14 protein-coding genes are annotated in these 18,550 nt (G+C 46.3%); all 14 read left to right on the forward strand.

What is annotated here, in order from left to right:
* Positions 1-19: 19 nt before the first annotated feature.
* A complete protein-coding gene (gene pflA, locus PAEAM_RS07950; RefSeq protein ID WP_036614436.1) occupies positions 20-772 on the forward strand; it encodes a pyruvate formate-lyase-activating protein in 753 nt (250 codons plus the stop codon).
* 221 nt (positions 773-993) lie between these two features.
* Positions 994-2,361 carry an ABC transporter substrate-binding protein gene (locus PAEAM_RS07955; protein WP_100527172.1) on the forward strand — a complete coding sequence of 456 codons (1,368 nt, stop codon included), beginning with the start codon at positions 994-996 and terminating at the stop codon, positions 2,359-2,361.
* A 51-nt stretch (positions 2,362-2,412) separates the two neighbouring features.
* Positions 2,413-3,297, forward strand: a complete 885-nt coding sequence (locus PAEAM_RS07960; protein WP_036674966.1) for a carbohydrate ABC transporter permease — start codon at positions 2,413-2,415, stop codon at positions 3,295-3,297.
* A complete protein-coding gene (locus PAEAM_RS07965; RefSeq protein WP_100527173.1) occupies positions 3,297-4,127 on the forward strand; it encodes a carbohydrate ABC transporter permease in 831 nt (276 codons plus the stop codon). The genes PAEAM_RS07960 and PAEAM_RS07965 overlap by 1 nt, the downstream gene beginning before the upstream one ends.
* Before the next feature lie 32 nt (positions 4,128-4,159).
* Positions 4,160-5,995: a cache domain-containing sensor histidine kinase gene (locus PAEAM_RS07970; protein WP_100527174.1), complete on the forward strand. Its 1,836-nt coding sequence runs from the start codon at positions 4,160-4,162 to the stop codon at positions 5,993-5,995.
* Positions 5,992-7,623: a response regulator transcription factor gene (locus tag PAEAM_RS07975; protein WP_100527175.1), complete on the forward strand. Its 1,632-nt coding sequence runs from the start codon at positions 5,992-5,994 to the stop codon at positions 7,621-7,623. The genes PAEAM_RS07970 and PAEAM_RS07975 overlap by 4 nt, the downstream gene beginning before the upstream one ends.
* Before the next feature lie 28 nt (positions 7,624-7,651).
* Complete coding sequence (gene nagZ, locus PAEAM_RS07980; protein WP_100527176.1) at positions 7,652-9,289, forward strand: beta-N-acetylhexosaminidase; 1,638 nt, start codon at positions 7,652-7,654, stop codon at positions 9,287-9,289.
* A 275-nt stretch (positions 9,290-9,564) separates the two neighbouring features.
* Positions 9,565-11,817, forward strand: coding sequence for a stalk domain-containing protein (locus PAEAM_RS07985; RefSeq protein WP_100527177.1), 2,253 nt, complete (start codon positions 9,565-9,567; stop codon positions 11,815-11,817).
* A 338-nt stretch (positions 11,818-12,155) separates the two neighbouring features.
* On the forward strand, positions 12,156-12,620 hold the full coding sequence (locus PAEAM_RS07990; RefSeq protein WP_017687564.1) for a Fur family transcriptional regulator: 465 nt from the start codon (positions 12,156-12,158) through the stop codon (positions 12,618-12,620).
* Between the two features lie 2 nt (positions 12,621-12,622).
* A complete protein-coding gene (gene yidD / locus PAEAM_RS07995; protein ID WP_017687565.1) occupies positions 12,623-12,874 on the forward strand; it encodes a membrane protein insertion efficiency factor YidD in 252 nt (83 codons plus the stop codon).
* Positions 12,875-13,475: 601 nt separating this feature from the next.
* Positions 13,476-15,536 (forward strand): methionine--tRNA ligase, encoded by a 2,061-nt coding sequence (gene metG / locus PAEAM_RS08000; protein ID WP_100527178.1) that lies wholly within the window; start codon positions 13,476-13,478, stop codon positions 15,534-15,536.
* 226 nt (positions 15,537-15,762) lie between these two features.
* Positions 15,763-16,821 (forward strand): metal ABC transporter solute-binding protein, Zn/Mn family, encoded by a 1,059-nt coding sequence (locus PAEAM_RS08005; protein WP_100527179.1) that lies wholly within the window; start codon positions 15,763-15,765, stop codon positions 16,819-16,821.
* A gap of 99 nt (positions 16,822-16,920) precedes the next feature.
* Positions 16,921-17,679 (forward strand): metal ABC transporter ATP-binding protein, encoded by a 759-nt coding sequence (locus PAEAM_RS08010; RefSeq protein ID WP_100527644.1) that lies wholly within the window; start codon positions 16,921-16,923, stop codon positions 17,677-17,679.
* Between the two features lie 52 nt (positions 17,680-17,731).
* Positions 17,732-18,535 (forward strand): metal ABC transporter permease, encoded by an 804-nt coding sequence (locus tag PAEAM_RS08015; RefSeq protein WP_017687569.1) that lies wholly within the window; start codon positions 17,732-17,734, stop codon positions 18,533-18,535.
* Positions 18,536-18,550 lie beyond the last annotated feature (15 nt).

Genomic DNA, 18,550 nt, shown 5'->3' on the forward strand with positions numbered 1-18,550 from the left:
ACAGAAAGGAAGAGGCAGCATGGTTAACGGACATATTCATTCACTCGAAACTTTCGGGACGGTTGACGGCCCAGGCATCCGCTTTGTGCTTTTTATGCAAGGATGTCTACTCAAATGTCAGTATTGCCACAACCCTGATACTTGGGCGTTGGATGGCGGAAAAGAAATGACGCTTGAGGAGGTATTGGCTGAAATTGAGCCGTACCTATCCTACTACCGCAGCTCCGGAGGCGGGCTCACGATATCTGGCGGAGAACCAACGTTACAGGCCCACTTTGTAGCTGAGATCTTCAAGGAAGTGAAGCGGCGCTGGGGATTGCATACGACACTGGATAGCAACGGTTTTAACGAACCGGAACGGATTCACGATCTGTTGGATCACACAGACCTGGTTCTGCTGGACCTCAAGCATATTGATGATGAGAAACACATCAAGTTGACAGGCAAATCCAACGAGAGAACGTTGAAAACGGCCAAGTGGTTATCGGAGCAAGGTCGGAAAATGTGGATACGCCACGTGTATGTGCCTGGCATTCATAACGAGGAAGAGGATCTGCTTAACCTCGGACGGTTTATTGGAACATTAAATGGCGTCGAAAAGTTCGAAATTCTTCCATACCATCAGATGGGGATCTACAAATGGGAGGCGCTCGGTAAAGTATATCCACTGGATGGAGTTCCTTCACCAAGTGAAGAAGAAGTGGAGCGGGCGTATCGCCTGATCGAACAAGGTCGCCAGGAAACAGCTGGCATGGCTTGTTCAGGTAAGTAATCTGACCTTTAAATAATAAAAACAATCAACCAAGCAGTCCTTGCGAACATGTTTCGCAGGGGCTGTTTTTTTGCTGTTATCCATTGTAAATGTAAGATTATGGGTCCAGTGAAGGATTTTATCCCTCCATTGATGAATTGTCATCCTTACGATGTAAGCTCCGGCTTTTTATAATCAGAGTGTAAAGCCAAATGCTCAATATCTTGAGGAGGGTCAATCAGATGAAAAAAAGAATGACATTACTGCTTTCATTATTGCTTATCACTTCATGGACTTTGGCGGGATGTGCAAGCTCAAGTAACGAGCCACAGCAAGGCGCAGGCAATACACCTGTGGAGGAAACAAGTAAGGAACCGGTTGAAATGCTTCTCCGCCACACACAGGTGGGAGCCGACAAACAGAAAAGACTGGCCATTCTGCAGGATGTTGTGGACAAAGTTGAGGGAGAGGTACCCAATCTGACCTTTACGCTGGATGGTGTCGAATCCGATGTGAATCGTAAGGAAAAGCTTCGCGGAGAGATGGCGGCAGGCAACCCGCCGGATATATTTGAACTGTTCGGTAGCCCGGATTCCAAAGTTTATGCCAAGGAAGGTATGCTGCTTGATCTGACCCCAATCCTGCAAGAGCTGGGCATTCAGGACCAGTTTACATCCCTTGAACCGTTTACGTATGAAGGCAAAGTATATGGACTGCCGATTGGCGGTTCGGGCGAAGGTTTTTTCTATAATAAAGAGTACTTTGAACAAAAAGGATGGAAAGCCCCAACTACCATGGCTGAACTGGACAATATACTGGCTGAGATCAAGGCTGATGGCAAAGTACCGCTTGCTTCCGCATCTAAGGCGGGCTGGGTGCCGCTTATGTTAACCAACCATCTGTGGTCCCGGTATGCCGGGCCGGAGATTACCGCAAAGTTTGCAACAGGTGAAGCGAAGTGGACCGATCCGGGTGTTGTGCAAGGTTTTGCCAAACATAAGGAATGGGTGGATAAGGGTTATTTCAAAAAAGGTGAGTTGGGCTTTGAGTATGCCGAATATACCACGCAATTTACGAGCGGAGAAGTGGTATTAATGTATGACGGAACATGGAAATCATCTGTATTTAAGGAAGGTCAGAGCGGTGAATCGCTCATTGGCAAGGTTGGATTCTTCAATATGCCTCCGGTAGAGAACGGAGCAGGAGATCAGACGTCTTTGATGCGGGATGTGAACAATGGATACGGATTCTCGGCAGCAGTGGCGGATGACCCGCAGAAGCTGGAAGCAGTGAAAGCTTTTATCAAAAATTTCTACAATGAAGATATGCAGATCCGCGGCCTTGTGGAAGATGGTGTGTTGCCTGCCATGAAGCTGGACGAGAAAGTGCTGACCGATAGCATTACCGATGATCTGATGAAAGAAATTGTGGCCGTGCTTAATGCGTCCAAGACGTCGTTCCCGGCATTTGATGCACTCGTTCAGGCCGATGTGACGACAGAGATCAGCAATCTACAGATTCAGAAGTTGATTGGTGGGCAGACGACGCCAGAGAAAATGGCAGAAGAGCTGCAAAAGGTACAGGAAGAAGCAAACGCTTCAGTGGAATAAACCAATTCAAGTCGAAACTGCGATCGTTGAAGTGACTGAAGGAGGCTGACCATGAATACTTCACTCCGCAGCCCGTTAATCTATACGTTGTTTGTAATGCCAGCCCTAATCCTGTTTGTAATGTTCTTTCTATACCCTATTGGTAGCTCCCTGTATTACAGTCTGACGAGTTGGAATGGGGTATCGGCTGAGCCACGTTTTGTGGGTTTATCCAATTATGTGAAGGCACTGACCGATGAACGGTTTTGGATTTCCACACGGAATAACGGCTTTTTCATCGGATTTTCGGTACTGATTCAGGTACCCTTGATCGTCCTGTTTTCGCTTCTGATTGCCAATGTGAAAAGGCTGAAAGGTTTGTATAAAACCGCTGTTTTTTTACCATCCATCATGTCGACAGCCGTTATCGGTATTTTATGGGGATTCATCTATGAACCGAATATCGGGCTATTAAACAAAATGCTTCATGTGCTGGGAATCGATCCAATCTACTGGTTATCGGATAACCGATTTGCCATGTTGTCCATCTTGGTGACCAATGCCTGGCAGTGGACGGGATTTTACATTGTCATGGTGCTGGCGGCCATACTGGCGATTCCCCGTGATCTGGATGAAGCGGCCGCAATCGATGGTGCAACGGCGGTACAACGTGCAATGCGAATTACGTTGCCGCTGATCCGGCCGATCATTTCGGTGGTGATCATGTTGTCCATCGCAGGTGCCATGAAAGCAGCCGACATCGTGATTGTCATGACCAAAGGTGGGCCCGCTGGGTCCACCGAGGTTCTGGCGACATACATGATCAAATATGCAATTACCAACTTCAAATATGGTTATGGCAATACCATTGCAGTGTTGATCTTTGCTCTGACGCTTGTGCTCACTGCGGTGTATCAACTGCTGGTGGCGAGGCGGGGCGAGAAGGTGGAATATTGATGGCGAAAAGCATAAAAAGCAGTATACCTCATGTGTTGTTAATGTTGTATTTAATCGCGATTTTGTTTCCCTTTTTATTTGTAATTTTCTCTTCCTTCAAGCAGGATAACAATGAAATCGCCCTGAATCCATTCGGTTTGCCTACAACATGGGAGTTTAACAATTATGTGGAGGCCTGGGTGAATGCCAAGATTGGTACGTATTTCTGGAACAGCCTGTACATTTCGATTTTATCGTCGGCGTGTACGATTGTGCTCGGTGCCATGTTTGCTTTTGCCGTAACCCGGATGAGACACCGGAAATGGAGCCTGTTTCTGTACAGTCTGATTCTGGCGGGTATGCTTATTCCCAACAATGCACTCATGCTGCCGATTTATCTGCTTGTACGCAAAATGGGCATATTGGATACGCATCTGGCGTTGATCGTGCCCTATGTGGCCAATGCGATCCCCTTTACAATTATTATCCTGGCGGCTTTTATGCGTTCTCTGCCTGGGGAGATTGAGGAAGCGGCGGTCATGGACGGCTTGAGGGCCCCGGGTATCTTTGCTAAAATAGTGATACCTCTTACAGTTCCAGCCATTGTTACGGTTTTTATCGTTAATTTCCTCGGCAACTGGAACGAATTTTTACTCGCCAACTATTTTTTATCCACCGATAAATTGCGTACGCTGCCAGTGGGCATGGTCCAGTTTCGGGATCAATATCAGATGAACTATGCTCAGATGTCGGCAGGTATTGTATACAGCGTTGTACCTGTACTTGTGATCTACGCTATACTCCAGGAGAAAATTATAGAAGGAGTAACTGCAGGTGGTGTCAAAGGTTAATACCATGAACCAGTTAATAGGGAGAACGGGATATGAACTTGCGAATGAAGCTGGCCTTGGCATTTCTGCTGCTGATTATTGTACCGATGTGTGCACTGGGCATTGGCATGTTTCTGGTCACATCACATACGATTGAGAAAAAATACAATCAACAGGCCGAATATGCGCTTCAGGCCATTAGTTATAATATCGAGAATGTATTTCAGCAGATTAACAATGTGACTGACAACGGGATAGCGACATCGGTTTTTCAAATGGCGTTGAACGCCAAAGATCCAACCAAGCAGGATCTGGGAACCGGTAATCAGTTATCCCTGAATGCCAGCCAGCGCAATTTCCGTTCCCTTCTATATAATTATCCATTCATCAGTTATGCCTTTTTATATGATTTGCGTTCGTCCGAGAATAACCAGATTGTCTCCATTTTCACCAAAGAAAACTTTCAAGCCCTTCCTTTTCAGCAATTCAAAGTGCATCCCTTATTCAACGAAATTCAGCAACTTAATGGCGTGCCTAAATGGCTCGCACCTCTGGAATATCCCGAATTAACCGGGGTAGAACCTGTCTTCACCCAGATCAGACTGGTCAAAGAACTCAGTTATTTTCAAAATATCGGCGTGCTTGTTGTTCAGATCAAAAAAGGAGAGATCGACCGGATCTTCCGTCACCTGCAGATCAGCGATTCGGCACAGGATACGTCGTTCCTGTTAATTAACGAAGAAGGGCTGGTCGTTTATGATCCTGCAGGGATTTATAACGGTGAGAACATGCAAAACCTTGGTGCTCAATCCAGCAGGTACGGTCCCGGTTTTAGCAGTGTCAGAACGGTCTTTGACGGCAAAGAGAGCATCATTTCGCAATATCATCTGAAGAACTATAACTGGAGTCTCGTCAGTGTGACTTCATGGGAAGCCTTATCTGCGGAAACCAATGCCTTTGCAGGTTGGTCTGTCATCATTATTCTGTCATGCCTGCTCGCAGCGATGATCTTTAATCTTTTTTTCATGAATCGCATTACGGGTAACATTGCTGTACTTGTAAGGTTTATGCGTCGTGTGGATGATGGTGACTTTAATGCGAGGGTGGAAGGAAAAGGATTCGATGAAATGCAGCTGCTTGCGCAAGGGTTCAATGAACTATTGGATCGGATCGGGGGATTATTCCGTCGTGTTCGGGCAGAGCAACAGCAGAAGGCCCAAGCGGAACTGCGTGTACTACAGGCCCAGATCAAACCTCATTTTCTGTTTAACACATTGGAATCCATTAATGGATTAGCGCTGCGAGGGGAGGGCCGCAAAGTAAGCGAGATGGTGACCAGACTTGGCAATATGCTTCGTATCAGCATTCAGGATCAGGAGGAGATTCCGCTGGGTGAGGAAATCAGGCATTTGCAGAGTTATCTGGAGATTCAACAGTACAGATTCAGTGATTTGTTCACCTATGAGATTGACATTCCACCCCATCTATACAGCTCAATTCTGCTTAAGCTTACCCTTCAGCCTCTGGTGGAAAATAGCATTCAACACGGGTTTGAGGGGATCACCTACCCAGGTGTACTGCGGATAAGCGCATATGCGGAACGGGGTCATCTGGTGTTATGTGTTGAGGATAATGGGATCGGTATTCCCCAGGAAATGCTCGCACGATTTGAGTATATGGCAGAAGATCCACCGGAAGATATGCTCGCGGAAGGGGCGGAATCATTATCGTCCATAACTGAACGCAGGGGATTGGGATTACGAAGTGTGGCAGATCGAATTCGTATTCAATATGGGGCCGGGTATGGCATATTTATATGTTCAGCAACGGGGTATGGCACAGTTATTCGATGCATCATTCCATTATATGAGCAGGAGGAAGCCGGATGAATCTGACTGCAATGCTGGTTGACGATGAGCTGCCGATTCTGGAGAATCTGAACTACATTTTACCCTGGGAAGAGATGGGGATTGAAATCACAGGTACAGCGAGAAGTGGTGTAGAAGCGCTGGGGAAAGTAACAGAAAGTCATCCAGACATTCTCTTGTGTGATATTCGGATGCCGTCTATGGATGGATTGGAACTTATTCGTTTGCTGCGAGAGCAGGGTGAAACGTGTGAGATTATTTTGCTGACCGGTTATCAGCAGTTTGAATATGCTCGAACCGCTATCAAGTATAACGTACATGAATACATATGTAAGCCAATTGATTATTTGAATCTGGAACATAAACTGCGTGAGCTTGCCGGGCAGATCCAGAAGAGACGTCTGGAAAACGAATCGCAACGTTATCGCAGCCAAGAGATGGAAAGCTGGATCAGACACAAACAGTTGATTGACCTGTTACGAGGAGAAGCACCATTGAAGGTTGTCTATCCTGCCTCTGTTCCTGAATTCATAACAACTGCTACACCGTATACGTTGCTGCTGGTGGATGCGGTCGGTTATTTTCGCCATTCTATCGGCTGGTCCGAGCTTCATCATCAACGATGGCATGAGACCATAAGTTCCAGACTTAGGGAAGTGGCAGATCGAATTACGGAGGACTGTCAGATTCTTTCGACCCGCAAAGGGGAGTGGTGCATCCTGCTGGAGGCATCAGGTGAGTGGAAACGTCGCTCAGAGGAACTGGCCCATCAACTGTGTCTCGAATTAAATGTGATATTGTCTCTGGATTCAAATGTGAAGGTTAGGATTGTTCAGGATGCTGTGCCCGTGAACCTGGAAAGTCAAATTCTGGAGCGATACCGGCATTGTCAAAAAATACTGATGTCCCATTCGGAGAGTGAAGACAAGGTGCTGAAGGCAGGTTGTCCCGAAACCACCTTATCGTATAATCATACGGCCTCCAAAGGGGCTAACTCATGGATTACAAGAGAAGATCTGGAGTTGGTTACTCGGTGGATTCGTCAAGGGAACAAGCAGGGGTTACGTGATGTATTGGATCGGCTTAAACAGCAAATAGGGAATTCAGGACAATCCTTCAGCAAGATAGATGAAACCAATCTTCGGTTTATGCTTGTACACATGCTTCGGGAATTGCGTGAAGTACAGGTCCTCGCTGAAGAACACGAAGTGAATTATTGGAATGCACTGCAAGGGGCCGTATCCATGAGGGAACTTCTTGAACTTGCAGAGGTTGTTGCCCATGCCTGTCAGGGCAAACAAACGCAACCACGTCCTTCTGTATCGGAACTGATCCTCTCTGCATGTGAGTATATGGACGCACGGCTGCAACAGGACTTGGGAATAGATGAAGTCTCAGATTGGCTTGGAATCAGCCCGGGATACTTTTGCCAGCTATTTAAAACTCAAATGGGTGTTACTTTTGTGGAATATATGACGCAGAAACGGATGGAAAGTGCCGCTTTATTGTTGAGTACAACCGAATGGAGCATTACAGCGATTGGGGAAGCCACAGGTTTCAAGGAGCGCCGTTACTTCTCCAAGGTGTTTCATAAACACTTTCACATGAAACCCTCCGAGTACAGGCAGAGTAAACAATTGGGTTTGTAGTAGCAAGGGAAACGGGAGGAGAGGTCGAATGAAACCCTTGAATGATCTGACATTGGAGCAAAAGGTAGGCCAATTGTTGATGTGTGGATTTCACGGTCAGCACGCAGATGAACAGGTTACTCGCTTAATCCGTGACTATCACGTCGGGGGTGTCATTTATTTCCGGCGTAATGTCGAAAGTATAGATCAATTGACACGGCTGTCCGCCGAACTGCAAGATATAGCTGCTGAAGTGGGGGCCCTACCACTCATGATTTCGGTGGACCAGGAAGGTGGCATGGTTGCACGGATTGATAAAGAGGGAATGACTCAAGTGCCGGGTAATATGGCACTTGGTGCGACAGGCAATCCGGAATATACCCTGGAGTGTGCTCAAATTCTGGGTCGTGAGTTAAAAAACATCGGTATTGATATGAACCTTGCGCCAGTGGTCGACGTGAATAACAACCCGCTTAACCCGGTCATCGGCGTGCGTTCGTATGGTGAACATGCTGAAAGTGTGGCCACTCATGGCGTAGCAGCCATCACCGGATATCAATCACAGGGCATAGCTGCTACTGCCAAACATTTTCCTGGACATGGAGATACCGCTGTAGATTCTCATCTTGGTATGGTTACGGTACCTCATGATCGAAACAGGCTGGAACAGATGGAGTTGTTACCGTTCCGCAAGGCGATTGAGGCCGGAGTTGATGCTATTATGACAGCTCATGTGATGTTCCCTTCGATTGAGCCCGAGCCCATTCCGGCTACGTTGTCACATAAGGTGTTAACGGGTCTGCTACGTGAGGAAATGGGTTTTGAAGGCATTATTATTACAGACTGTCTTGAAATGCATGCAATATCCAAGCCATATGGGGTAGCTGAAGCTGCCGTTCGTGCTGTGGAAGCAGGAGCAGATCTGATTCTGGTGAGTCATACCTTGCAAGATCAGGTTGCTGCGCTGGAAGCCATTGTGGAAGCAGTTCGAACGGGGCGAGTATCGGAAGAGGTTATTCATCAGGCGTTGGAACGCATTATGACATGGAAAAAAAAGCGCTGTGGCCAGCAGAATGATCTTCTTGTTTCGCCGAAAGCGAGTGAACCGGTCGAAGCAACCGATGTCGAACCTGTTGATTGCACTGAATCCACTAAACCCAGTGTGCCCAACGAATTGACGTTGTTCAAGATTGCTTCAAGCAGTATTACCATCGTTCATAATGATGGGTTGCTGCCCCTGGACCCAGAGAAGGGCGTATATGTCATCTGGCCTGAGGTTGTGCAACGGACAGAGGTGGATGAACCATGGTCCCATACAGAATCGCTGGGTATGGCGCTATCGCAGCTGCGAGGCAGAGTTCGTGAGCACAAAATTACTACTCAGCCCACTTATGATGAAGCAGATCGGATATTGGCTGATGTGTCGGATAATGAACAAGTTATCGTATGTACGTACACATCGGCAGGTCATCTTCCGAAAGGGCAACAGTATTTGGTTGAAAAGCTTAGTAAGAATCATTCGCTGATTGTAATTGCTCTGCGCAATCCATATGATCTGCTGGAGATTTCGAGGCCGGGTAGTTATGTGTGTACGTATGAGAATACACCTGCAGTTGTTCGGGTACTGTCCCATGTGTTAACCGGTGGACTGCAGCCAACAGGAAGTCTGCCTGTTCGTTTGCGCTAGGCCTATTCAATCCTTACATCTCTCTGCGATATGGTGCTGATTGACCATCTCCCGGAGAGATTTTTTTGTTGGAATTTTCTATTGGTTAATTATGGGATATGAATGCCAAAAAGATAATTAATAGATAACTATTTTCATAGTATTTTCCTTCTATTAAAAGTTTACAATTCTCCTCTTAACTTTTTAGCAACTTTTCCCGGTTCCAAGCGTCTAATAATATGACTTTTTGAGGGGGATATTTATAAAATGGGAGCAGAAGGAGCCAAAGACAAAGAATGAATTTGAAGAAGAAATTGTCCATACTTACCGCTTTTGCTGTGTTTCAGGCGTTTGCAGTGATTCCTGCCAATGCACAATCAGCAGATCAGAGCGATACTACATCAGTGAATACAGCCAAAGTTAAATCCGTGGAGGTTGTGAAGAAAGAACAGACCATCGCGGAATCCGAAGTGAAATCCGGAACAAACACTCCAACATCAAATAATGAAACAACAGAAGAAGTGAACCCTGAGACAGATGTTCCTACAGGAACAGACGCGACTCCTGTTGAGCCGGTAATTGAACCTACGGACGAAGAAGGTACAGCTGAGGAAACACCAGCACCTGCACCAGTAGAAGTGGAGCAACCATCTACAGGTGGTTCATCTGTTGCTGGAGGCCGGGGTGGAGACCTCACTCTTTATATGAACAGTAATAAAATGATGCAAGATGGCAAAACATATCTTGCTGGACAGCCGATGGCTGTAAAAAATGGTGTATCCTATGTAGCGATCCGTGCTCTCGTTGATCGGGTTGGCTATGATGTTAAATATGATAACACAACTAAAGAAACGATCATTATTAGTGGTGAAGATGAGCTGCGTTTCAAAACAAACAGCAAGATCTATACCGTTAATGGTGTGTCCAGAACGATGAAGGGCGCGGCTTATCAACAAAAAAATACGTTCATGGTGCCGTTGACTTCAATTACACTGGCTCTGGACATTACGTATAAAGTAAACCAATCTGCCAAAACGGTTGTATTGAATCTGAGTACCAAACCGGTGGCAAGCTTCACGGTACAAAAAGAGGTTTTTGCCGGAGACCAGGTAACCTACACAACCAGATCCAGCTCTCCCAAGGGACTCAGCATTGTAGATGAGCGTTGGACAGGCCGTCAGGATTCATTCGACCAACCAGGTGTATACACAGTAACCTATGCGGTCCAGGATTCAAGTGGTCAATGGAGCGATCCGTATTCGGTTACGATTAAGGTTGAAAGACCGAATCTGCCACCTGTCGCGATGTTTACGACAGATAAAGAAGAATACAAAATGGGTGAGAAAATCACTTATATTGATCAAAGTACAGATGATGAGAACGCAATTGTAAAAACAGAATGGGATAACAATGCACTTGCATTCTTTGTTCCAGGACCGAAGACCGTAACGATTACAGTTACCGATAAACATGGTGCTAGCGATAGCTATACCAAGATGATCAATATTACGGGAGAAACACTTTATAGTGTGACTGACTTTAATCAATTGTTCACACCAGTCGGTGAGAAGTTCACTTTTGACGGTGGTGGAGTACCGGCATTGGAGAAAGTACCTTTCACTTATTATGATGAACCAAGTCTGTTGATCCGCAGTAACAGCCCTGAAACCGTGAATACGGAAGGTATTGTGTACAAGGAATCTTCCTTTGGACAGACACGTTTCATGATTCACCATGTGAACAACACGGGCAAAAGCGTAAAAATGTATGTTGTAGCGACAAATAACAATGCATACACGGCGTCCATTGACCAGCAAAACATGGGTTTTGCAGGACCGTCTCCTTTTGCAACGGTAGCTGGAAAGCTGTCCATTGACCGTTGGTTCCAGTCCATGCAGAATGGTACCGGACAAAAGAAAGTGTACATCCAGCCAGGAGAAAGCAAGCTGATTCTTAATGATCTGAGCGTTCTTCCGATGAAACAGGGACAAGTCATTTCCTTGTATTCGGATGTATTCAGTGACTATGAACTGGATTACAACATTATCATGATCGAAGAAAACAAGGACCCGATGGAAGTGTTATCGAGCCTGCCGGTTCTGGATCGTGATGGAGTTCACAACCGTGGTACCTATCCAAATGCAACACGGATCATTACGTATGATCAAGAAGTAGGGTCGAAACCTGCACGTCTTCCACTTGGAGACAATGCAAGTGATCCAAACCTTGTGGGAACGGACCCTATGGCTTTCACTGAAGCGTCCAACGCAGGTAACTTCGGTGTATTGTACAAAATTACATTGAATAATGTTGCTCCGCGCACGTTGATTTCATTCAACCCTCGTGGAGGCAGATATTCAGGTGTGGCACTCGTGAATGGACAGGTCGTTCAGATTTCCACAGGTAAATCTGTAACTGCACCTAATGAGCAAAGTGTTATGTATCGCACAGGTTCGTACGGCGAGAGTGTAACTATTCTCTTCTCGGCGGCACCAGGAAGTAACTTGCCTGTTAACCTGCTGTTCACGCCGCTTCCGGCTGAAAAGTAATACCATGAACATGCACGGACGGTTTGGAGTGAAAGCTTATATCATATATACCCGTTCACCCCAAAAGTCGCCCGAACGATTGATCATCTGAACCGTCAGGAAGGGACTCCATCAAAATGTAATGTCATTAGCTCAAGCTAGACTGATGGCAATGCATGTGCATGGAGTCCTTTTTATGTGAGGTTGGAATGACCTAACCCGGTGTCTTCGTTGACTCTAATCGTAATTTGATGCATTATTAGAGGTATACAAGAAAGCAAAAGTTTTCGCTTTTGCCGAATAAACTGTCGCTCTATGAATGATGCAAAATGCTCGTATGACAGGAGGTGCTTTAGATCATGCTGTCGACAGAACAGATTATTTCGACCATGTCCTCACAGGGGCTTCGCATTACCGATCAGCGGAAAACACTGGCCCGGTTATTTGCCGAGTCTCCGGGGTATCTTACACCTAAGGACGTCTATGAATATATGGGTAAGACTTACAGCGGACTGAGTTTTGACACAGTATATCGTAATTTGCGGGTGATGCAGGAACTGGGTGTACTGGAACAGGTCATCTTCGAAGATGGCGTTAAATTCAAAGCGCACTGTAGTGAAGATCATCATCACCATCATATGATCTGTCTGAAGTGTCAGAAGACATATCCTATTATTTTTTGCCCGATGCAGCTTGCGGATGCGCCTGAGCAATTTCAGGTTGTAGACCACAAGTTCGAGGTATTTGGATATTGCAAGGACTGTGCAGAGCATGCTCCGGCCAAAGCGGCATCGGGACATACACACGCTCATGGGAAGCACTGACCATGAAGTTATCGCGCAGAATTGCTCAGGCACCCATTCGGGTGTACCGCAACTATATCTCTCCATTAACACCGCCAACATGTCGGTTCTATCCGAGCTGTTCGGCTTACGCCATGGAGGCGATTGAAGTGCACGGTGCGCTCAAAGGTTCGTTGTTAACAGCGAAACGTATTGCCAAATGTCACCCGTTTCATCCAGGCGGTGTAGATCTGGTGCCACCAAAGGCGGAGAAATCCATGATGGTATCAGAGTAACGATGTAACTTGAAGTATTCGGGTGGCCTGGAAGCAGGCCAGGATTGAACTTGAGTATGCTGTCCACTTGACAAAGGGGTCCGCATTTCAGTATATTTTTCCTATATATGCGAGTTCAAAAAGTCTAGTTTTCAGTACCAAGAAGATGGGATGAAGTTAGAAATGGAGTAGCGGAGCGTAGGAAACCTACGTGAGCAACGGACATTTCGGCTGAATTTCAACTTCGATGCTGATGATGCCGGTAGGCATGATTCGTAATCAAAAGTGGACTTTTTGAGCAACTTCTATATGATTTCCAGTGAAGGGATAAGTACAGACACACCCCCAGTGCAGAGAGCCGGATGAGCTGAGAACCGGTCTGGGAGGAGGATGGAATATGGTCCCGGAGGAACCTCTTTCGAGCGTGCAGACAGTGATTTCAGAGCTGCTGTCGTAAGGCTGAGGCGTGATCCAGCGTTAATGGGCGGTCGAAGGACCGACAGAGCCTGTGTTTTGTGAAAAACATGGGGAATTTGGGTGGTAACACGTGAGAGCAACTCTCGTCCCATAGGGGCGGGAGTTTTTTGTGTTCTTTTTTAGTTGATTTGGACGAAGGGATCACATGAAGCAGGAACATTTGAAGGAGGAGAAGTCATTCATGGCTGACCAAAAAACATTTTATCTGACAACCCCGATTTATTATCCGAGTGACAAATTGCATATTGGGCATGCGTATACAACTGTAGCGGGAGATGCGATGGTTCGTTATAAGCGTCTACGTGGTTATGATGCTCATTATCTGACAGGAACCGACGAACATGGCCAGAAGATTGAGCGCAAGGCACAAGAGAAAGGTCAGACACCGCAAGCTTTTATCGACGATATCGTTGTGGGGATCAAGGAACTGTGGAACAAGTTGGACATTTCCAATGACGACTTTATCCGTACAACCGAAGAACGTCACAAAACCATTGTTCAGGATATCTTTGACCGTTTGCTGAAACAGGGAGATATATACAAAGGTGAGTACGAAGGCTGGTACAGCATTCCGGATGAGACGTATTACACGGAGACTCAACTGGTGGATGTAGAGAAAAATGAGAAGGGTGAGATTATCTCGGCCAAGAGCCCGGATAGCGGACACCCGGTTGAATTGGTCAAAGAAGAATCTTACTTCTTCCGTATGAGCAAATATGCAGATCGTTTGTTGAAATATTATGAAGAGAACCCGGGCTTTATTCAGCCGGAATCCCGTAAGAACGAGATGATCAACAACTTCATCAAGCCAGGTCTTGAAGATTTGGCCGTATCGCGGACTACATTTGAATGGGGCGTCAAAGTTAAAGGTGATCCAAAACACGTGGTTTATGTGTGGATTGATGCGTTGTCCAACTATATTACAGCACTGGGCTACGGTTCATCCGATGCATCCCTGTATAACAAGTTCTGGCCTGCGGATGTACATCTGGTAGGGAAAGAAATTGTTCGTTTCCATACGATCTACTGGCCAATTATGTTGATGGCATTGGATCTGCCTTTGCCGAAGAAAGTGTTTGCACATGGCTGGTTGTTGATGAAGGATGGCAAAATGTCCAAATCCAAAGGTAATGTCGTTGATCCAGTGACTCTGATTGACCGTTACGGTCTCGATGCACTGCGTTATTACCTGCTGCGTGAAGTACCGTTTGGTTCCGATGGTACCTTTACACCAGAGAGCTTCGTAGAACGTGTTAACTCCGACCTCGCGAACGATCTGGGTAACTTGTTGAACCGTACCGTTGCCATGGTAGACAAATATTTTGAAGGCAAAGCCCCTGCGTTTGCATCGAATGTAACGGAATTTGATGCTTCGCTGGAAGAAGCAGGCCATGCTACGGTGGAAAAAGTGGAACAGGCGATGGAAAACCTGCAGTTTTCCGTAGCACTGACAGCGATCAGCCAGTTTGTCAGCCGCACCAACAAATATATTGATGAGACGCAGCCATGGGCGCTGGCTCGTGATGAAGCAAAACGTGATGAATTGGCATCCGTTATGGCTCACCTGATCGAAAGCTTGCGAATTGCTTCGATTCTGTTGCAACCGTTCCTGACACGTGCTCCTCATAAAATCTGGGCACAGCTCGGCATTCAGGAAGGTGAACTTACGGCTTGGGATACAGCCAAGCAATGGGGTCTGGTTCCAGCTGGAAACGCATTGCAAAAAGGTGATCCAATCTTCCCGCGTTTGGATTCCGAACAGGAAATTGCTTATATTTCCGAAGCAATGACTGGTGGCCAAAAAGCAGCACAGCCTGAAACAAGTCAAGCAAATGCTGGAGCTTCAGCACCTGTTGAACCGGTAACCGCACCTGAAGGTACGGAAGAGATCGGTATTGACGATTTTGCCAAAGTTGAACTGCGTGTCGCGCAAGTCATTGCCTGCGAACCGGTCAAAAAAGCGGATAAGTTGCTGAAATTGCAGCTCGATCTCGGTTATGAGCAGCGCCAGGTCGTATCTGGAATTGCGAAGTTCTATTCGCCAGAAGAGATGGTTGGACGCAAAGTCATCTGTGTCACGAACCTCAAACCGGTGAAACTTCGTGGTGAATTGTCTCAGGGTATGATCCTTGCAGCATCCCATGGCGACCAACTTACACTGGCTACAGTACCAGACAACATGCCTAATGGCGCACAAGTGAAATAAGAAATCAAATTCTGTCATAAAAATGACTCAAGGTGGCCCGATATAATTCGGGTCCCTTTTTTTGTTGATATAAATCGCATCTTAAGGGAAGAGAACAAGCATATACTGTTATGAACTCCGTACTTCAGGAAAGAATGAATAGGACGAGATAACTTGACAAGTAGGTTCAGGTTACCTATAATTCTTTCAGTAATGTTTACGATTAAGAGATGCGGAGTGAATCATAATGACATTTTATAAAGTGCAACATCAAGCTCAGGATAACCGGACAGGGAAGACGAGCAAAAGAGGCAACATGAAGTTACTTTGGACGGGTTTGCTTATTCTCACTTTGCTGGTATTGTCAGCGTGTGGGCAGGATAGTTCTAATAGTGCGAAGATTGTGGAAGGCAAGGTAAACGTTGTGACGACATTTTATCCTGTATATGCTTTTGCGATTGCAATCGGTGGTGAGGATGCCAATGTTATTAACCTGCTGCCAACGGGAGTAGAGCCACATGACTGGACTCCGAAGAGTCAGGATATTGTTAATACGTCCAAGGCACAGCTGTTTTTCTATAATGGAGCTGGACTGGAAGGATGGGTGCCAAATTTCCTGAAGTCGCTGAATAGTGATACACAGGTGAAGTCTGTTGCCGTTAGCGAAGGTGTTAAGCTGTTAACCGCTGAGGGTGATGATGGGCACGGTCACGGCGAAGAGCACGAAGACGAGCATACAGATGAACAAACAGATGAGGCTACCAGTGAAGATGTCGCTGATCATCATATTGATCCACATACGTGGGTTAGTCCGAAATCAGCGATGATCATGGCTGAAAACATCAAAAATAGTCTGGTCGAGGCAGATCCTGATCACAAAGCAGGTTACGAACAACGTTATGAAGCGCTTCGTACGAAGCTTGAGACGCTGGATCAGCGTTTTACAGATGAATTGGCTAACGTACCAAACAACGAGATTGTTGTCTCGCACCAAGCGTTTGGCTACCTTGCACGTGATTATGGATTAACCCAGCATGCCATTATGGGACTTTCCCCGGATGCTGAACCGACAGGACAGGATATTGTGAAGCTTGCGAAACTCGTTAAAGATGAAGGCATTAAATACATTTTCTTCGAAGAGCTAGTATCTGACAAATTGGCGAAAACATTGGCAAGTGAAGCAGGAGTGGAGACCATGGTCCTTAATCCGGTTGAGGGATTGACCAAGGAGCAGGCAACAAACGGGGATGATTATTTCACCCTCATGGAGAAAAATTTGCAAAATCTGCTGATCGCATTAAAATAAGATATAATGAAGAATTCAGATCGAAGAGTCTTTACCGTTCACGGTGAAGGCTCTTAGGACGCTATGGGATTCTTATATATAATGAAGGGCGGCTTTGCCATGCAGCAAATCATGCCACTATGTCATGATCCAATTATAGAGATCGAGAAACTATCATTTTCCTACGGGGACCAGCGAGTGATTGAGAATCTCGATTTTATGGCCCAGGAACGGGACTTTGTCGGGATTATCGGTTCCAATGGGGCGGGTAAAACGACATTGCTGCGCATGCTGGTAGGACTTCTTCCTCCTGCGCAGGGAGATATCAAACTATTCGGAGAGTCGATCCGCAGGTTCAAGGACTGGGACAGAATCGGGTATGTGCCACAAAAGAATGCATTTAACCCGTTGTTCCCTGCGACCGTTCGTGAAGTGGTCATGTCAGGCTTGTATAATAACAAAAACATGTTCCGTCGAATGTCTCGCAAATGTCAGCAACAGTGCACGGATGCGATGCAGGTCATGCGGATCGAGGATCTGGCGAACAAACGTATTGGTCAATTGTCCGGCGGGCAGCAGCAGCGTGTATTTTTGGCACGAGCGCTTATCAATCACCCGGATCTATTGATTCTGGATGAACCTACCGTTGGTATTGATGCTGAATCACAGGCCAGTTTCTTTGAACTGATTACCCATATGCATGAACATCACCGCATGACTTTTCTAATGGTGTCTCATGATATGGATCGGATGGAGAGTTATCTGGGTTCTGAAGCTGCGGTAACGAATGGCAAAATTAATTTCCATGTCCGTCATTCGCATGAGGTACAGGATTGTGCTGAGACCAATCTGCAACATACCACTGCACAGGTTCGCTAGCCGTATTTATGGCCCATTAGATTAGAGTAAGGCCGAAGGAGTCGTGTTTGTTTTGGAAATATTAATGAGTGATTTTTTTCAGCGTGCCCTGGCGGGTGGGTTGTTAATTGGCATTACCGCTCCGTTAATCGGACTGTTCCTGGTCTTGCGGCGGTTATCCATGATCGGAGACACCTTGTCTCATGTGACCATTGCCGGTGTTGCACTTGGATTCCTGATTGAAGTGTATCCCATTGCAGTGGGCTTGATATTTGCCGTGCTTGCTTCATTTGCGATAGAGAAATTGCGCAAAGCGTACAAGAGTTACGCCGAATTATCGATTGCCATTATCATGTCCGGTGGCGTGGCTCTTGCTTCCTTGTTCTTCACGCTGGGCAAAGGATATAATGCAGATGTCATGAGTTATTTATTCGGCAGTATATATACATTAGACGCTACGGATCTGAAGCTCGTAGGTGTGGTTACGCTGATCGTGGTGATTGTAGTGGCATTGTTACATAAGGAATTTTTCCTGCTCAGCTTTGAGGAAGATGCGGCAGCGGTTACAGGGTTGCCTGTGAGAATTCTGAACATGTTAATCACTGTGATGACAGCACTTGTCATAAGCACGGCGATCAAGATTGTCGGTGCGCTCCTGGTGTCAGCGCTATTGACCATTCCGGTAGCGGTCAGCCTGTTGATGGCCCGAAGTTTCAAATCCGCTATTATTTTGTCCGTGGTGATTGGCGAAATTGCCGTAGTCCTTGGACTGGTTGTAGCAGGTATCTGGAACCTCGCACCTGGAGCAACGATTGTATTATTGCTGATCATGATGCTGATTCTGACGATGATTGGAAAAAAAGGGTTCCGAGCCTGACGGCTAAACGAACAA

The sequence above is a fragment of the Paenibacillus sp. GM1FR genome (genome assembly GCF_002803315.1).
GTDB lineage: Bacteria > Bacillota > Bacilli > Paenibacillales > Paenibacillaceae > Paenibacillus > Paenibacillus amylolyticus.